Raw genomic sequence first — 17,465 nt, 5'->3', positions numbered from 1 at the left:
CTGAGAGCCGCCTGAGATGAGCCTGGGGGTGTTGTGAGGAATTGACCCTCAGGTTTGAGCCCAGATCAAATAGAGCGCAGCCTCTCAGCCACCTGTTCCGGGGCGGTGTCGTTGATCCACACGGCCATGCCCGACTCCGAGCCGGCCAGGTACTTCAGCTTGTCGGCGGTGCGCAGCACCGAGAACACCTCGAGATGCAGCCAGGCCAGGTCACGCCCGGTGCGCACCGGGGCCTGGTGCCAGGCGGCGATGTAGGGCAGCGGCTTGTTGTAGAGGCCGTCCAGCCGGCGCAGCACCTCCAGGTACAGCACGGCGAAGTCGTCCCGCTCCACATCGGACAACGCCGGCAGATCGGGCACCTGGCGGTGGGGCACCACGTGCACCTCGACCGGCCAGCGCGCGGCCGAGGGCACGAAGGCCGTCCAGTGCTCGGACGAGGCGACGATCCGCGAACCGGCCGCCCGCTCGGCCGCCAGCACGTCGCCGAGCACGTGAGTGCCATGTGCGGCAAGGTATTCCGCGGCGACCTCGAGCATGCGAGAGGTCTTCGGCGTGACGAACGGGTAGCCGTAGATCTGGCCGTGCGGGTGGCTCAGGGTGACGCCGATCTCCTCGCCGCGGTTCTCGAACGGGAAGACCTGCTCGACTCCGGGCAGCTTGGCGAAGGCCTCGGTGCGGTCGGCCCACACGTCGACCACGGTGCGCACCCGGTGCGGCGTCAGCGCGCCGAAGGAGCTGTTGTGGTCGGAGGTGAAGCACACGACCTCGCAGCGGCCACGGCCAGGACCGCGGGCGACCATCGGCATGCCGTCCACAGTGGACGCGACGTCGGGCACCGACTCGGCGAACGACGGGAACCGGTTCTCGAAGACCACCACGTCGTAGCTGGACTCGGGGACCTCGGTCGGCCGGCCCGGCGACGTGGGGCACAGCGGGCACAGGTCGGCCGGCGGCTTGTAGGTGCGGGTCTGCCGGTGCGCCGCGATGCCGACCCACTCGCCGGTCAGCGGGTCGCGGCGGACCTCGCTGTGCGGCGCCTGCTCGGGCAGGTCACGGGTGTCGACGGCGGTGCGCTCGGGCGCGTCCGCGGTGTCATCGAAGTAGATGATCTCGCGGCCGTCCGCCAACCTCCTTGACGTGCGCCGGATGCTGCTGGTGGATGCCTCGGTCACGCACCGACTCCTGTTCCTGGTCCTGCTTCGGTGGATCGGCCAGCCGGAGCTCGCCCACGCTCTCGCCCAACACCTGCCGGGCCTGCTCGGAGAGACCGCCGTCGCTCACTAACACGTCGGCCTCGTCGAGGTCGGCGATGGTGGAGATGCCGACGGTGCCCCACTTGGTGCTGTCGGCCACGACGACCACGCGACCGGCGGCGTCCACCAGCGCGCGGTTGGTCTCGCTCTCGTTCAGGTTCGGGGTGGTGAAGCCGGCGCGCGGGGCCATGCCGTGCACGCCGAGGAAGACCACGTCCAGGTGCAGCGAGCGCAGTGCCTGCACGGCGACCGGCCCGACCAGGGCATCCGATGGCGTGCGCACGCCGCCGGTCAGCACCACGGTCCGGTCGGTGCGGCCGCGCTGCTGGAGCACGTCGGCGACCCGGATGGAGTTGGTGACCACGGTCAGGTCGGGCACGTCGTCCAGGAAGCGGGCCATGGTCCACGTCGTGGTCCCGGCGGAGAGGCCGATCGCGGTGCCGGGCCGGACCAGGTCGGCGGCCAGCCGCGCGATGGCTTCCTTCTCCGGCAGCTGCCGGACCGACTTGGCCTCGAAGCCGGGCTCGTCGGTGCTGCGGCCGCCGACCGTGGTGGCCCCGCCGTAAACCTTTTCCAGCAGTCCCCGACCGGCCAGCACGTCGAGATCGCGCCGGACGGTCATGTCCGAGACCCCGAGTCGGACCACCAGGTCGCTGACCTTGACGGCGCCGATCCGCCGGATCTCCTCCAGGATCACCGCCTGCCGCTGCCGTGCGAGCACCTCACACCTCCCGGACCACGGCGACCCCGCCCGCCGGGACCGGCAGACCGCCGGACGTTTCGACACCGGAGATCAGTTCCACGCCGTGCACCGGCAGGACCACGTCCCCGCCGGTGTGGTTGATCGCCACCAGCCAGGATATCCGTTCCCCGCGCCGTCGCACGACTTCAACCCCCGTCGGGGCGGCGACCACCGGCGCGACACCGGCCCCGACCAGCACGTCGGACAGCACCGTGACGGCGCTGTCGGGATCAAGGGTGGTGGCGAGGTACCAGGCCACGCCGTCGCCGAATTCGTTGCGGGTCACCGCCGGCACGCCGTCCAGCGGTCCGTCCACATAGGAGGAGACGACCTCGCACCCGTTGGCGTGCAGCAGTTCCGACCAGCTCGTCGCGGACAACCCGCCGGTCAGCTTCACGTTGTCGCCGGGCGTCAGCGGGAAGAACTCCTCGACCCTTACGCCGAGCAGCTCACGGAACGCGCCCGGGTAGCCACCCAGGCGGACCCGGGAGTGCTCGTCGGCGATGCCGGAGAACCACGTCACCACGGCGTGACCGCCCGCTCGCACGTAGTCTTCGAGCCAGCGGGCCTCGTTGTCGGTCACCTGGTACAGCGACGGCACGACGACCAGCCGGTAGCCGGTCAGGTCGGCTGACGGCGGCACCACGTCGACCGTGACGCCGAGCTGCCACAGGGCCCGATACACGCCGAGCACGGTGCCGTAATAGTCGAAATCGGACGTCGGATGGGCCGGCTGCTCGGCCGCCCAGGCCGACTCGAAGTCGTAGACCAGCGCGACTTGCGCGTCCACAGTGGACCCGACGAGCTCGGCCAGCCGGCCGTACTCCTCGCCCACCTGAGTGACCTCGCGGTACACCTTCGTGTCCGTCCCGGTGTGCGGCAGCATCGCCGAGTGGAAACGCTCGGCGCCGGCCCGGGATTGCCGCCACTGGAAGAACAACGTGCCGTCCGCGCCGCGAGCCAGGTGCGAATAGGAGTTCCGGCGCATCTCCCCGGCCAGCTTGGCGAAGTTGCGCGGCTGCCAGTTCACGGCCGAGGTGGACTGCTCCATCAGCAGCCACGGCTCGCCGCGGGACAGGCCGCGCACGAGATCGGCCGACAGGGCCAGCTCGATGTGCCGCTCGGGGTCGTCGGCCCGGGTGTAGTGATCGTTGGACACGAAGTCGACCTCGGCCGCCCAGTGCCAGTAGTTGAGCGAACCGAACGTCCAGTTGGCCATGAAGTTCGTCGTCACGGGCACGTCCGGCGTGACGTCCTTGACCACGTCCCGCTCGGCACAGAACAGGTCCAGCAGCGCGTCGGAGCAGAACCGAGCAAAGTCCAACACGTGGCCGGGATTCTGGAACGTCGGCGTCACGCGAGGCGGCAGCACCTGCTCCCAGGCCGAGTAGTGCTGGCTCCAGAAATCGGTGCCCCAGGCCCGGTTCAGGCCCTCCAGGTCGTAGCGGGCGCGCAGCCAGTCGCGGAACACGTCGGCGCAGCGGTCGCAGTAGCAGCGGGCCACATGGCAGCCGTACTCGTTGTTGATGTGCCAGGCGGCCAGCGCCGGGTGCTCGCCGTAACGCAGCGCGATCTTCTCGGTCAGCGCGATCGCCCGGTCGCGGTACACCGGCGAGGTCGGGCAGTAGGCCTGCCGCGACCCGTGCGACAGCCGCACGCCATCGGCTCTTACCGGCAGCATGTCGGGGTTTGCGCTGGTCAGCCAGGGTGGCGGCGCGGCGGTGGCGTTGGCGAGGCAGACCCGGATGCCGCCGTCGTGCAGCAGGTCGAGCACCTGGTCCAGCCAGCCGAAGTCGAACCGGTTGTCGGCGACCTCGAGGCGGGCCCAGCCGAAGATGCCGACGCTGACCAGGTTGACCCCGGCCCGCCGCATCAACTCGACGTCCTGCTTCCAGACGTGCTCGGGCCACTGCTCGGGGTTGTAGTCACCGCCCCAGCTCGGGCTCGCCAGTCCGGTCGGCCATCCGGTCACGGTGGAAGCGTGGCCTACACACCCACCAAACGTCAACACACTCAAACAGGCTACGACTTGATAACTGTTACCCCTAACACCGGCCAAAGCACCCTGAGCGGACCGTTTCGACTGGTCTACAGGGAGCAACGGGGTGAAACTGGGTCTTGACATCTGTTGTGACGGGTACAACATTGTGCGCAACTTTGTTTGAGTCCGTTGGTTCACATCGACAGCAGGAGGGGCCCGATGGCGCGCCCAAGACCAGGCCAACTGCCCACACTCGACCGGCGGTCGGTGCTCAAGGTGCTGCTCGCAGGTGCGGGTATCGCGGCCGTTCCGGGGCTCGCTGCCTGCGGTTCCGGCAGCTCCGGCGCCGAATCCAAGACCGTCACCTTCGGGTCGAACTACTCCGACCCGGTGCCGCGCAACGCGCTCAAGGCGGTGCTGGACGGCTTCAAGACCGACGGGCTGACCGTCACCGCCAACACGAAGGACCACAACACCTTCCAGCAGCAGATCAACAACTATCTGCAGGGCCACCCGGACGACGTCTACAGCTGGTTCGCCGGCTACCGGATGCGCTACTTCGCGTCCAAGGGCCTGGCGCTGGACATCTCCGACACCTGGACCTCGCTGGGCGACAGCTTCAGCGCGGCGCAGAAGGAGGCCTCGACCGGCTCCGACGGCAAGCAGTACTTCGTGCCGTTCTACTCGTACCCGTGGGCGCTGTTCTACTCCAAGTCGACCTGGGCCAAGTACGGCTACCAGCCGCCGAAGACCTTCGACGAGCTGATCACGCTCGGCAACAAGATGAAGGCGGACGGCCTGACCGCGCTGGCCGTCGGGCAGGCCGACGGCTGGCCCCAGCTGGGCACCTTCGACCAGCTCAACCTGCGGACCAACGGCTACGACTTCCACATGAGCCTGATGGCCGGCAAGGAGGACTGGAAGGGCGCCAAGGTCAAGGCGGTCTTCGACAACTGGAAGCGGATGCTGCCGCTGTACCAGGACAACGCGCTCGGCCGTAAGTGGGAGGACGCCGCGCAGGGCGTGCTGGCCGGCAAGGCCGGCATGATGGTGATCGGCTCCCAGCAGATCGGCCAGCAGTTCGCCCAGAAGCTGGACGACCTGGACTTCTGCGCCTTCCCGACGATCGACCCGCAGTGGGGCACCGACACCGTCGAGGCGCCGATCGACGGCTTCATGATGTCCAAGAAGGCCGTCAACGTCGACGGCGGCAAGAAGCTGCTGACCTACCTGGCCAGCGCACCGGCCCAGCTGACCTACCTCAAGAGCGACCCGACCTCGATCGCGGCCAGCTCCAAGGTCGACGAGGGCACGTACAACGCGCTGCAGAAGAAGTGCGTGCAGTTCGTCTCCGAGGCCAAGCACATCACCCAGTTCCTGGACCGGGACACCGACCCCGGTTTCGCCTCCGACGCGATGACCAACGGCATCAACAAGTTCCTCGGCGACCCCAACTCCGTGGACAGTGTGCTGAGCGGCCTCGCCGAGCAGGCCAAGTCGATCTTCACTGGATGAGGCAATGACCCTGGCAGAACAGTTGGACGCGGGGACCGGGACCACCCGGCCCCCGCGCCGGCGCGCCCGCCGCAAGTCGACGGCGCTCAGTCTTCCCGACCGCATCGTGCTGCTGCTCATGGTCGGCATCCCGGCCGTGGTGCACATCGCGCTGGTGTGGGTGCCGACCATCGGCTCGATCGTGCTGTCGTTCAGCGAGTGGGACGGCATCGGCGGGCTGTCCGACATCAAGTGGATCGGCACCAAGAACTACGTCGACGTCTTCACGGCCTATCCCCGGTTCTGGCCCGCGGTGGCGCACAACCTGATCTGGCTGGTCTTCCTGATCGTGATCCCCACCGCGTTCGGGTTGCTGATGGCGGTGCTGCTCGACCGCAAGATGCGGTTCAGCTCGATCTACCAGAGCATCCTGTACCTGCCGGTGGTGCTGTCGCTGGCCCTGGTCGGCTTCATCTGGCAGCTGATGTACGAGCCGGACAAGGGCCTGGTCAACAACCTGATCGGGCAGGTCGGCCACATCAACTGGCTCGGTGACTCCAGCATCAACCTGTACGCGGTGCTGGTGGCCGCGGCCTGGCGGCACACCGGCTACGTGATGCTGCTGTTCCTGGCCGGGCTCAAGGCCTTGGACCCGGCGCTGAAGGAGGCCGCCTCGCTGGACGGGGCCAACTCCTGGCAGACGTTCTGGCGGGTCACCTTCCCGGTGCTCAAGCCGATCAACATCATCGTGCTGGTGGTGACGGTGATCGAGGCGCTGCGCGCCTACGACATCGTGTTCATCATCAACCGCGGCCGCAACGGCCTCGAGCTGCTGTCGATCCTGATCACCGACAACATCATCGGCGAGTCCAGCCGGATCGGCTACGGCTCGGCGATCGCCGTGGTGCTGCTGGTGATCTCGCTCGGCTTCATCATCACCTACCTGGTCCAGGTGTTCCGCAAGGAGGAACGGTCGTGAGTGCGGACACGCTCGCCAGCCGGCTCGTCACCGCGCCCGCCCCGTCGATCACCCGGCCGGGCAACCGGTTGAACGCCACCCGGGTCGCGCTGCACACGTTCCTGGTGCTGACCTGCCTGGTGTGGCTGGCCCCGCTGCTGTGGGCGGTGTTCGCGTCGTTCCGCACGTATCAGGACACCGCGACCAACGGCTACTTCTCCTGGCCGCGCGAGCTGACGTTCACCAACTTCACCACCGCGTGGACGCAGGCCGACCTGCCGCACTACTTCCTGAACACGCTGGTGATCACGTTGCCGGCGGTGGCCATCACGCTGTTCTTCTCGTCGATGGTGGCGTTCGTGGTGTCGCGGTTCAGCTTCAAGTTCAACCTGACGCTGCTGATGGTGTTCACCGCGGGCAACCTGTTGCCGCAGCAGGTGATCGCCGTGCCGCTGTACCGGATCTACCTGCTCACGCCGCTGCCGAGCTGGCTGTCCGACAGCGGGTACCTGCTGGACTCGCAGTTCGGCCTCGTCCTGATCCACGTGGCGTTCCAGACCGGCTTCTGCACGTTCGTGCTGACGAACTACATGAAGACGATCCCCAAGGAGCTCAGCGAGGCGGCCCGGGTCGACGGCGCCGGCGTGCTGCGGCAGTACTGGCAGGTCATCCTGCCGCTGTGCCGGCCGGCCCTGGCCGCGCTGGCCACGCTGGAGTTCACCTGGATCTACAACGACTTCCTGTGGGCGATCGTGCTGATCCAGACCGGCGACAAGATGCCGATCACCTCGGCGTTGAACAACCTGAGCGGCCAGTACTTCACCGACAACAACCTCGTTGCGGCCGGCTCGCTGCTGGCGGCCCTGCCGACGCTGGTGGTGTTCTTCGCCTTGCAGCGGCAGTTCGTGAGCGGCCTGACCCTGGGCTCGGCCAAGGGGTAGTTCCTCCGAACACACGACGGCGGCCTGGGCTCGAAGCCCGGGCCGCCGTCGGTTTTTCAGGCCCGGCCCAGGATCTGTTCCACCTGCGCCAGCTCGGACTCGGACAGCGGGCCGTGCGCCAGCGCGCCCGCGTTCTGCTCGACCTGGGCCACCGTGCGGCAGCCCGGGATCGGGATGGTGCGGGGCGAACGGGCCCACAGCCACGCCAGCGCCCCCTGGGTCAGCGTGCGGCCGCCCGAGGTCAGCACGTCCACGATCGCGTCCCGCTTGGCCGCGAAGGACGGCACCGGCTTGCCGTCGGCGAAGTAGGACAGCCACTCCGGCTGCTTGAGCCGCACGTCGTCGTCGGCCAACGTGATCGTGGACCAGTCGCGCTGGCTGAGCAGGCCCATGGCCAGCGGCCCACGGCACAGCAGCGCCAGGTTGTGCTCCTCGGCGACGGCGTACATCTCCGGGCGGTCGTTGAGCACGTTGGCCTCGGCCTGCACGACGGTGCAGTGCTCGCCGGCGCCGAAGAACGCGGCCCGCTCGGGATCGTCGGTGCTCCAGCCGTAGCCACGGATCAGGCCCTCGGCCACCAGCTCCTCGGCGGTTCCCCGCAGCTCCTCGGCCAGCGACACCTCCAGGTCGGACAGGTGCAGCTGGTAGATGTCGACGTGGTCGGTGCGCAGGCGCTTGAGCGAGGCGGTGAGGGCCCCTCGCATGTACGCCGGCGTGTGGTCGGCCCCGGTGAGCTGGCGGGCCTCGCTGTCGATGACGTTGCCCCACTTGGTCGCGTAGACGACCTGGTCGCGCGCCTGCTCGAAGGTCTCGCCCAGCAGCTCCTCGGCGTGGCCGGTGCCGTACGCGTCGGAGGTGTCGAACAGGGTCACACCGAGCTCGACGGCCCGCCGCAGCGCCCGGACGGACTCGGCGTCGTCGGTCGGGCCCCAGCCCAGCGCCTGGTCACCGGCCCAGAACGGGCCGCCCAGCGCCCAGGTGCCGAAGCCCATCGCCGCCACCTCGACGCCGGAACTACCGATGGCCCGGTTCTCCATAGTTCTTTCCCTCCAGCAATTCGACGACCTGGCGTTCGCACCCGCATCTGGTGCTGAAAAAGCCGAGCGGCCTCCATCCGTTCGGGAGCGCCACCCCTATCGACCACACCCTATAGCCACCGTACCCGTCGGTCAAAACCTGACAGAAATCATCTCGGCCGTCGCCGTACACCGGTTCCCCTTCCCGCGAAACGAATGAGCACCGTCGCAGGGAGTGGAATCGACGCCCCAGACATCGTCCGTCAGCTTCTGATCAAGCCGCCCTGCATTGCCTTTCGAATCGCATCGACTCGCGACACCGCGCCCAGTTTCGAATAGATATTGGTCAGGTGCCGCTTGACCGTGCCCTCCGCTATGTAGAGCCGGTTCGCTATCTGGGTGTTGCTCAGCGCCTGCGCGGCCAGTTCCAGCACGCTGCGCTCCCGTTCCGAGAGCATGCCGGCCACCGCGCCGGCCAGCCGCAAGCCGGCCATGGTCTGCCGCGGCACGGAGAGCAGCACGTTGTCCGGACCTCTGGTCACCGAGCGGATCGCCGCCACCAGCTCGTGCCCGACGATGCTGCTCTTGACCAGGTAGGCGGCGATGCCGGCCTCCAACGCCTCCTGCACCATCGCCGGGTCCTCGCACATGGTCAGCACCACGGTCCTGGTGCCGGGGCAGCGGGCCCGGAGCTCGGCCAGCAGCCCACCGCCGTACGGGTCGGTCATCTCGATGTCCAGCATCACGATGTCGGGCATGAACTCGGTGGCGATGGCCAGCGCGTCGGCGCCGTTCGCGCCCTCGGCGACGACCCGGATGTCCGGCTCCACCTCGAACAGGTTGCGCACGGCCTCCCGGAACATGGCTATGTGGTCGAGCAGGACGACCTCTATGGCAGCTTCACTGGTCCGGTCCACGCCTTGCCCCCAACCGCGCATGTACCCAGAGCACTGGAGAACATCACCGATCGTAGGGCCGGTCAAATCGGACGCGCCAGCATTCTCGAGGCATTCTCGACCGGCTTTGTAGCGCCCCGCCCTTCGGCTACCACCTAGGTCGTACACCACCCCCACCTAACGCGACTCCCTGCCGATTTCGTTGCGGGCGGCCGAAAAAACGTCCTACCTTAGGACGGCGACCACGAAAGGGGAGAACGTTGTCCGGGCTATTGACGATAGAAGACTGCGAACAACTGTCCGTCAAACAGGTGCACGACCTGTACCGAAAATACGTCAACCGCAGCCAGGTGTCGCTGATGACCTCGTTCGGCTTCGGCCGTGAGCTGGTCGAACGGGCCGAGGGCGCGTACATATACACCCGCGACGGCCGCAAGATCCTGGATTTCACCGGTGGCGTCGGCGTGCTCAGCCACGGCCACAACCACCCGCGCATCCTGGCCGCTCGCAAGCGTTTCCAGGACCAGCAGCGGATGGAGGTCCACAAGACCTACTTCTCGCCGTACATCGCCGCGCTGGGCAACAACCTGGCCCAGCTGCTGCCCGGCGACCTGTCGATGTCCTTCTTCCCCAACTCCGGGGCCGAGGCGGTCGAGGGCGCGGTCAAGCTGGCCTACAAGTACCACGGCGGCCGGCGGCAGCGGATCCTGCACGCCGACATCAGCTTCCACGGCAAGCTGCTCGGCTCGGGCAGCCTGACCGGCAGCCCGCAGAAGAACTTCGCCTTCCCCGGCATCCCCGGCGTGGAGACCTTCACCTACGGCGACCTGGACTCCGTGCGCCGGCTGGTCGCACAGGCCCGCACCGCCGACGGCGGCTGCGACGTGTACGCCATCCTGATCGAACCGTTCAGCGCCTCGACCATGCGCTACTGCTCCGAGGAGTTCCTGCGCGGCCTGCGTGAGCTGTGCACGGCCGAGGACATCATTCTCGTCTTCGACGAGATCTACACCGGCTGGGGCAAGACCGGCAGCCTGTTCTACTTCACCCGCTACGAAGGCCTGCTGCCGGACGTGCTGACCACGTCCAAGTCCTTCGGTGGCGGCAAGTCCTCGATCTCGGCCTACATCGCGCGGGAGTCGGTGTTCCGCAAGGCCTACGACAATCTCGGCGACGCGCTGATGACCAGCACCAGCACCACGTACTACGGCTTCGGCGAGGAGTGCGCGACGGCCATCGAGGCCGTGAACATCGTGGTCGACGACGACTACCCGGCGCGGGCACGGGACCTGGACCGGGTGCTGGCACCAGGCCTGGAACGCATCGCCAAGCAGTTCCCGGACATCATCTCCAACACGGTCGGATCCGGCGCGCTGCACGGGGTTTTCCTCGACGGCGGCCCCAAGCTGCTCGACCTCGCGGCCCGCCTGGCGCCCGGCGGCTTCCGCCAGGACCCGCAGTTCCGCACCAAGCTGATCACCTGCGCGGTGATCAACGCGCTGTACCGCGATCACGACATCTACACCTACTACACGCTCAACGGCAGCAATCCGCTGGTCGTCGGGCCGCCGCTGGTGGCGACGACCGACGAGGTCGAGCGCTTCCTCGACGCCTTCGAGCAGACCCTGTCGCAGGGCATGTCCAAGCTGCTGGCCCGGTTCGTCAAGGAGAAGGTGGGTTCGCTGTGGGCCTGACCATTGTCGTCACCGGCGGCGCGGGCATGCTCGGCTCGCACCTGGTGCAGCGGTTCGTGGCCGACGGCCACGCGGTGCGCAGCCTGGACCTGCGCGCGACTACCGACACCGGCGATTTCCAGCAGTTCGTCGGCGACATCCGCGACCCCGACCTGCTGTCCAAGGTGGTCAACGGGGCGGACGCGGTGGTGCACTGCGCCGCCGCGCTGCCCAGCTACCCGGCCGAGGAGATCCGCTCGGTGATCGTCGGCGGCACCGAGAACGTGGTGCGGGCCAGTCGACGCCGTGAGGTCGAGCGGCTGGTGCACATCTCGTCCACCGCGGTGTACGGCCTGCCCAAGGTCTTGCCGACGACCGAGCGCTATCCGCGGGAGCCGGTCGATCCGTACAGCCGGGCCAAGGCCGAGGCCGAGGAGGTGTGCGAAGCCGCGCGGGCCACCGGCATGTGCGTGCCGATGTTGCGCCCCAAGACTTTTGTCGGCCCCGGGCGAATGGGGCTGTTCTCCATGCTGTTCGAGTGGGCCGAGGAGGGACACCACTTTCCGGTGCTGGGCAAGGGTGACGTGCGGATCCAGATGTTCGCGATGGACGACCTGGTCGACGCCGTGGACACCACCCTGCACGCCAACCCGGACATCGCCAACGACACCTACAACCTGGCCGCCGCCGAGTTCGGCACCATCCGTGACGACTTCCAGGCGGTGCTGGACGCGGCCGGGCACGGCAAGCGGGTGGTGTCCGTCCCGGCGCGTCCGGCGCTGTCGGTGCTGAGTCTGTTGGAGCGCACCAAGTTGTCGCCGGTCTACGGCCGGCTGCTGCACAAGCTGATGGCCGACTCGTACGTGAGCATCGACAAGGCCCGCGAGCGGCTCGGCTTCAACCCACGTCTGTCCAATCAGGACGCCATTCTGAAGACCTTCCAGTGGTGGCGGGAAGAACGGGCCGCGGGCAATCTCCGCGGCGGCAGCGGCCGCACCTCACGCGACCCCTGGCGCCAGGGAGTGCTCGGGCTCGCCAAGGCCTTCTTCTAAAGGAGTCAGCTATGGCTACCCCTGTTGTCACCCTGCCGGCCCGCCCCACGACCTCCCCCGCCCGCGCCGCCGCCGACCTGGTCCGGCTGGCCCGGCCGGGTCAGTGGGCCAAGAACATCCTGGTCATCCCGCTGGCCGTGCTGGACGCGCCGGTCTGGCGGCTGGGCATGATCGGCCAGATCCTGTGGGCCATCGCGGCTTTCACGCTCGGCTCGGCCGTCATCTACGTGATCAACGACATCGCCGACCGCGAACGGGACCGCCGGCACGCGGTCAAATGCCTGCGTCCGATCGCCGCCGGGCGGATCTCGCTCGGCGTCGCCTTGGCGTACGCCGCGGTGCTGGTCGTCGGGCTGGCCGCGCTGCTGGTCGGCCGGCCGATCGCCGCCTGGTGGCCGATCCCGGTCTATCTGGCGCTGAACTTCGCCTACAGCTACCGGCTCAAGCACGCGCCGCTGATCGATGTGCTGGTGGTGGCGGCCGGCTTCGTGCTGCGGTTGTGGCAGGGCCACCTGGCCATCGGCGCGACCCACTCGGACTGGCTGATGATCACGGTGTTCTCCGTGTGCGTGCTGCTCAGCCTGGGCAAGCGGCGGCACGAACTGGTGGTCAGCGGGTCGCAGCACCGGCCGGCGCTGCGCGGGTATTCGGTGCAGCTGGCCGATCACCTGATCCTGCTCACGTCCGCGCTGACCATCGCCGGCTACCTGTTCTTCATCAGCACCCTGGCGTCGGTCGGCTCGCTGGCCGGCCTGGCCACGCTGATCTCCACACCGTGCGCGTTCCTCGCGCTGTTCCGCTACCTCCAGACCGTGATGGTCGACGAGGGCGGCGGAAACCCGGTCCGCGTGCTGCTGCGCGACCGGACCATGCTCGCCAACTCCCTGGTGTGGCTGGCCGTGCTGTCGGCCGTGCTCATCACCGCCCACGCGTGAACGGGAAACTCATGTCCACCAAGCCTCTCGTGTCGGTCATCATCCCCAACTACAACTACGCCAAGACCCTGCGGCTGACGCTGGGTTCCGTGCGGGCCCAGACCTATCCGTCGCTCGAAGTGATCGTGGTCGACGACGGCAGCACCGACGACTCGATCGCGGTGGCCGAGTCCTTCGGCGTCACCGTGCTGCGCACGCCGTCCAACGGCGGCTGCGCCTCGGCCCGCAACCTCGGCGTGCAGAACTCGTCCGGCGAGATCCTGTTCTTCCTCGACTCCGATGTCGCACTTGATCCGGACGCCGTCGAACAGGCGGTGGCGATTCTCCAGTCCGATTCGACGATCGGCGCGGCCTGCGGCATCTACGACCCCGATCCGCTGATCCGGGACAGCCGCACCGAGGAGTACCGCAGCCTCCAGTACTACTTCTGGTCGGCCAGCTCCGAGGGCAATGTGTCGTTCCTGTTCCCGGCCATGTGCGCGATCCCGCGCCGGGTGTTCGACGCCATCGGCCCGTTCAAGACGCAGCTCAAGCAGACCGAGGAGGTCGACTACGGCTATCGCATCAGCAGCCGGTACCAGCTGCGGCTGACCCCGGCCATCGGCGGCCGGCACGACCACGACCACGCCTTCCGGCCGTTGCTGCGCAAGCTGTTCCACCGGGCCCGGCTGCGCGTGCCGCTGTACGCGCGGGCCCGGAAGTTCGCCAAGGGCTTCGAGACCAGGTCCCGGGCCTTGGGCAGCCTGGCCGCGCTGGGCGCGGTGGTGACGCTGGTGCCGGCCCTGCTGCTCGGACCGCTGTGGCTGGTGGTGCCGGCTGCCCTGGCCGTCGAGTCGCTGGCGTGCGACGCTCAGATGTACGGCTTCGTGCGCCGGCGCAAGGGCTTGGCGTTCCTGGTGTATTTCGTCGGCACGCATTTCGTGGTCAACACGGTCATCGCCGCCGGGGTCGGCGTCGGTGTGCTCCAGTGGCTGCGGTCGGCGGCGTTCCGCCGCCTGTACGACAGCCTGCCCGGCCCGGCGCCGACGGAGGTGACGGCATGACGGCGGTGGCCGAGGCTCCCGCGCCGGAGATAGCGGCACCGCGGCGAAGGCTGTGCTGGTTCAGCTACCTGGTGCTCGTCGCCGCCGCGGCCTGGCTGGTCTTCACCGTGCTGCACGACCTGCTCAGCGGCCGCTACTGGTTGTGGCTCATGGTCGACCTCGCCCCGCCACTGCTCTATCTCCTGGTACCGGCAGCACTGCTCCTGGTCATCGCGCCGCCACGGCTCGGCCGACGGCGGCTCCGACCGGGCCTGCGCTGGTCCGTCGGCCTGATGTCGATCGCCGCGCTCGCGTTGGGGATCAGCTCCAGCGGGCTCAACGTCTTCGGCCACGGGGACGGACCGGCCCCGGCCGACGCGCTGCGGGTCGTGTCGTGGAACACCGATCTGTGGAGCCAGGACAAGGATCCGGCCACGTTCTATGCCTTTCTCAAGGCCCAGAACGCGGACGTCTACCTGCTCCAGGAACACATGCACTGGGACCTGTCGAAAGGCGAGCAGGGCGCGACGGCCGTCGGCGAGCGGACCCGGCTGGAGCAGGCCTTTCCCGGCTACCACATCGTGATGCGCAGCGAGCTGGTCACGCTGAGCCGGTTCCCGATCGTCGCGACGCCGCGAGTGGCCCCGGACCGCGACGGCCCCGACCCGGAGTTCACCGCGCTGTACCAACAGGACAAGGTGCTGCGGACCGATATCCAGGTCGGGAGCCGGGTGATGTCCTTCTACAACACGCACATCTCGGTGCAGCTGAGCATGATCCAGAGCCCGTTCGACGCGTTCTTCTGGCAGTACGTGCGGCACCGCTTCGACCAGCGGGGCGAGCAGTACCGGGGATTGGAGGCGGACGTGGCGGCCAACCACAACCCGTCCCTGATCGCCGGCGACTTCAACACCACGGCGGCGATGCGGGACATCGACGGCATGAAAGCCGTGGCCACCGACGCCGCGCGGGCCAGCAGCTCGCTCTACCCCACGTCGTGGAACGGGGAGACACCGCTGCGGTGGTGGCGGCTGGACTGGACGTTCACCACGCCCGGCGTCCGCGTGCACAGCTACGACCTCGACAACTCCGCGCCCTCCGACCACGCGATGCAGCACGTGGTCGTCTCCCTGGCGGGGTCGTGATGGGCGACCCGCGCTCTCCGGCCCGGTCCGTAAGACCCATCACCCGGTTTGGGTCTTACTCCCGACTTGTAATACCCGTTCTCCGGTTTACCTCTTACACCGTCGTGGTGGGCTTCCTCGGCTACCAGCTGTGGTCCACCCGGGACGATCTTCTCGGCAACGTCGCGCGGACGGGATTCGACCGGTGCGCGCTGGCGATCGTGCTGGCGCTGGCCGGCTCGTTCGCCGGCATGCTGGGCTGGCGGGTGCTGCTGGCCGGGCTCGGCACGCGGCTGCCGCTGGTGACGGCGTCGCGGGTGTACTTCGTCGCCGGGCTGGGCAAGTACCTGCCCGGCGGGCTGTGGCCGGCGCTGGCCCACGCCGACCTCGCCCGTCGGCTGCGCGAGCCGCCCAGCCGGCTGGCCGCGGCGTTCCTTGGCAGCGTGGCGTTGTCCACCGCCGCCGGGTTGCTGGTGGGGCTGATCGCCGTGCCGTCGCTGGCCCAGAGCAGCGGGCTGTGGTGGCTGCTGGTGCCGATTCTGGCGCTGTGCCTGGTTCCGGTGGTCGCGCCACGGCTGCTGACCGGGCTGGTCGGGCTGGCCCACCGCCTGCTCAAGCGGGACGGCGAACCGCCGGTGCTGCCTTCACGGGGCGTGGTCGTGCGGGCGGTGGCATGGATGGTGCTGGGCTGGCTGATCACCGGCGCACACTTCGTCGTGCTGGTGGGGGCGTTCGGGACCGTGGACTGGCCGAGCGCTTCCGTTGCGCTGAGCGCGTTCGTGCTGGCGTCGGTGGCCGGCATCGTCGCCTTCGTGCTGCCGGCCGGGCTGGGTGCTCGCGAGCTCATGCTCGGGCTGGCTTTGGGACTGCTGCTGGACAAGCCGGCCGTGGTCACCGTGGTGGCGCTGAGTCGAGTGCTGCTCACGGTGGCCGACCTGATCCTGGCGGCCGTCGCGCAGGTCGCGGACGGCCACCAGCCCAGGATCGGTCGGGTCAGCCGACGCTCGGCCGGCCAGGAAGCCTGATCGTCATCAGCGCGCCGCCCTCCGGGGCCCGGCCGGCGTAGGCCTTGCCACCGTGCCGTTCCGCCGCCTGGGCCACGATGGCCAGGCCCAGCCCCGAACCCGGCAGGGTGCGGGCCTCGCTCGACCGGTAGAACCGCTCGAACACGTGCGGCAGATCCGCCTCGGCGATGCCCGGACCGCTGTCGGCCACCTCGATCAGCATGGTGCCGTCGCCGACCGGCTTCATCTCCAGCCGGACAACGCCGTCCGCGGGGGTGAACTTGACCGCGTTGTCGAGGAGGTTGAGCACCGCGCGTTCCAGGGCGTGCGCCTCACCGAGCAGGTACCAGGGCTGGAGGCTGACCATGAACTGCTGGCCGACGGCCCGGCGACGGGCCCGGTCCAGCGCCCGTTCCACCAGCTCCAGCATGTCCACCGGCTCGTGCACGGCTTGCGGCGCATCCTCACGGGCCAGCTCGACCAGGTCACCGATCAGCGTGGTCATCTCGGCGATCTGGGCCTGCACGTCCTCGTAGATCTCCTGACGGTCCTCTTGCGACAGTGTTGGCGCACCGGGCTTCTCCGAGGCCAGCAGCAGCTCCAGGTTGGTACGCAACGAGGTCAGCGGGGTACGCAGCTCGTGACCGGCGTCGCCGACCAGCCGTCGCTGCCGTTCCTGCGACTCGGCCAACGCGCCCAGCATCGTGTTGAAGCTGGTGGTGAGCAAGGCCAGCTCGTCGTCGCCGGTGACCGGGATCGGGCGGAGGTCACCGGTGGCCGTGATGTGCTCGGTGGCCTGCCGCAGCCGCGTCACCGGACGGAGACCGCCCTGGGCCACGGCGGTTCCCGCCAGGGCCGCGACCAGCACGCCGCCGATGCCGACGAACACCAACACCAGCGCCAGTTTCTGGAGCAGCGTCTCGGTCGGCTTCAGCGACTGCGCGGCCAGCACGGCCACGCCCGGCGCGACGTTGCACGCGATCACCATCGAGTCGGTGGTGTGGTCGGTGCGCGGGGCCGAGCAGGAGTTCGGCGTGTCGTCCAGCACGTCCAGCTCGGCCGAGGTCAGCCGCGGCAGCGGCCCGGTCTGGTTGGACCCCATGCCGCTCGAGGTGAACGTGCCCACGTTGAAGTCGGCCGGGCCGTGCACGACCAGGATCTTCTCGCCCGGCCGGGCCAGCTGGAGGGTCTGGCTCGCGCCCTGGGCCGCCTTGGACAGCGAGTCCTCGACCTGGCTGTTCAGATTGCTGCTGACCACCATGAACGCGCCGATCGAGGCCAGCGCCACCGCGCCGGCCACGCAGATCGCCGTGAGCAGGATCACCCGGGAGCGCAGCGAGACGGTGCGGCTGCCCTCCGCGCGGGGCATCGTCA

Annotated in this window: 15 protein-coding genes; 9 read left to right on the top strand and 6 right to left on the bottom strand. The window is 68.7% G+C overall.

Annotated elements, in window-relative coordinates; all coding sequences use genetic code 11:
- Positions 1-65 precede the first annotated feature (65 nt).
- From galT to M3Q35_RS38205, 3 genes are read right to left on the bottom strand one after another with little or no spacing between them, the layout of a single operon-like run.
- Positions 66-1,148 carry a galactose-1-phosphate uridylyltransferase gene (gene galT, locus M3Q35_RS38215; protein ID WP_273944629.1) on the bottom strand — a complete coding sequence of 361 codons (1,083 nt, stop codon included), beginning with the start codon at positions 1,146-1,148 and terminating at the stop codon, positions 66-68.
- On the bottom strand, positions 1,093-1,974 hold the full coding sequence (locus tag M3Q35_RS38210; protein WP_273937434.1) for a DeoR/GlpR family DNA-binding transcription regulator: 882 nt from the start codon (positions 1,972-1,974) through the stop codon (positions 1,093-1,095). Before M3Q35_RS38210 ends, galT begins: the two co-directional genes overlap by 56 nt.
- A 1-nt stretch (position 1,975) precedes the next feature.
- Positions 1,976-3,967: a beta-galactosidase gene (locus M3Q35_RS38205; RefSeq protein ID WP_273937433.1), complete on the bottom strand. Its 1,992-nt coding sequence runs from the start codon at positions 3,965-3,967 to the stop codon at positions 1,976-1,978.
- Between the two features lie 228 nt (positions 3,968-4,195).
- Here M3Q35_RS38205 and M3Q35_RS38200 point away from each other — a divergent pair, with 228 nt between their 5' ends.
- The 3 genes from M3Q35_RS38200 to M3Q35_RS38190 are packed head-to-tail and all read left to right on the top strand — an operon-like array spanning position 4,196 to position 7,369.
- On the top strand, positions 4,196-5,491 hold the full coding sequence (locus tag M3Q35_RS38200) for an ABC transporter substrate-binding protein (RefSeq protein ID WP_273937432.1): 1,296 nt from the start codon (positions 4,196-4,198) through the stop codon (positions 5,489-5,491).
- Between the two features lie 4 nt (positions 5,492-5,495).
- Positions 5,496-6,449, top strand: a complete 954-nt coding sequence (locus tag M3Q35_RS38195; RefSeq protein ID WP_273937431.1) for a carbohydrate ABC transporter permease — start codon at positions 5,496-5,498, stop codon at positions 6,447-6,449.
- Complete coding sequence (locus M3Q35_RS38190) at positions 6,446-7,369, top strand: carbohydrate ABC transporter permease (protein ID WP_273937430.1); 924 nt, start codon at positions 6,446-6,448, stop codon at positions 7,367-7,369. Before M3Q35_RS38195 ends, M3Q35_RS38190 begins: the two co-directional genes overlap by 4 nt.
- Positions 7,370-7,425: 56 nt before the next feature.
- Here M3Q35_RS38190 and M3Q35_RS38185 read toward each other — a convergent pair whose 3' ends face one another.
- Together M3Q35_RS38185 and M3Q35_RS38180 are read right to left on the bottom strand one after the other, a co-directional pair.
- A complete protein-coding gene (locus M3Q35_RS38185) occupies positions 7,426-8,406 on the bottom strand; it encodes an aldo/keto reductase (protein WP_273937429.1) in 981 nt (326 codons plus the stop codon).
- 242 nt (positions 8,407-8,648) lie between these two features.
- Positions 8,649-9,302, bottom strand: a complete 654-nt coding sequence (locus M3Q35_RS38180; RefSeq protein ID WP_273937428.1) for a LuxR C-terminal-related transcriptional regulator — start codon at positions 9,300-9,302, stop codon at positions 8,649-8,651.
- Between the two features lie 290 nt (positions 9,303-9,592).
- Here M3Q35_RS38180 and M3Q35_RS38175 point away from each other — a divergent pair, with 290 nt between their 5' ends.
- From M3Q35_RS38175 to M3Q35_RS38150, 6 genes are all read left to right on the top strand, one after another.
- Positions 9,593-10,975 carry an aspartate aminotransferase family protein gene (locus M3Q35_RS38175; RefSeq protein ID WP_273937427.1) on the top strand — a complete coding sequence of 461 codons (1,383 nt, stop codon included), beginning with the start codon at positions 9,593-9,595 and terminating at the stop codon, positions 10,973-10,975.
- Complete coding sequence (locus tag M3Q35_RS38170; RefSeq protein WP_273937426.1) at positions 10,966-12,006, top strand: NAD-dependent epimerase/dehydratase family protein; 1,041 nt, start codon at positions 10,966-10,968, stop codon at positions 12,004-12,006. Before M3Q35_RS38175 ends, M3Q35_RS38170 begins: the two co-directional genes overlap by 10 nt.
- A gap of 11 nt (positions 12,007-12,017) precedes the next feature.
- Positions 12,018-12,941: a UbiA prenyltransferase family protein gene (locus M3Q35_RS38165; RefSeq protein ID WP_273937425.1), complete on the top strand. Its 924-nt coding sequence runs from the start codon at positions 12,018-12,020 to the stop codon at positions 12,939-12,941.
- An 11-nt stretch (positions 12,942-12,952) separates the two neighbouring features.
- Complete coding sequence (locus tag M3Q35_RS38160; protein ID WP_273937424.1) at positions 12,953-13,984, top strand: glycosyltransferase family 2 protein; 1,032 nt, start codon at positions 12,953-12,955, stop codon at positions 13,982-13,984.
- Complete coding sequence (locus tag M3Q35_RS38155) at positions 13,981-15,108, top strand: endonuclease/exonuclease/phosphatase family protein (protein WP_273937422.1); 1,128 nt, start codon at positions 13,981-13,983, stop codon at positions 15,106-15,108. The genes M3Q35_RS38160 and M3Q35_RS38155 overlap by 4 nt, the downstream gene beginning before the upstream one ends.
- 107 nt (positions 15,109-15,215) lie before the next feature.
- Complete coding sequence (locus tag M3Q35_RS38150; RefSeq protein ID WP_273937421.1) at positions 15,216-16,112, top strand: lysylphosphatidylglycerol synthase domain-containing protein; 897 nt, start codon at positions 15,216-15,218, stop codon at positions 16,110-16,112.
- Here M3Q35_RS38150 and M3Q35_RS38145 read toward each other — a convergent pair.
- Complete coding sequence (locus M3Q35_RS38145) at positions 16,081-17,460, bottom strand: HAMP domain-containing sensor histidine kinase (RefSeq protein WP_273944628.1); 1,380 nt, start codon at positions 17,458-17,460, stop codon at positions 16,081-16,083. The two genes, M3Q35_RS38150 and M3Q35_RS38145, sit on opposite strands and share 32 nt — an antisense overlap.
- Positions 17,461-17,465 lie beyond the last annotated feature (5 nt).

This window comes from Kutzneria chonburiensis, assembly GCF_028622115.1.
Lineage (GTDB): Bacteria > Actinomycetota > Actinomycetes > Mycobacteriales > Pseudonocardiaceae > Kutzneria > Kutzneria chonburiensis.
This window is presented reverse-complemented; position numbering and strand designations above follow the sequence as displayed.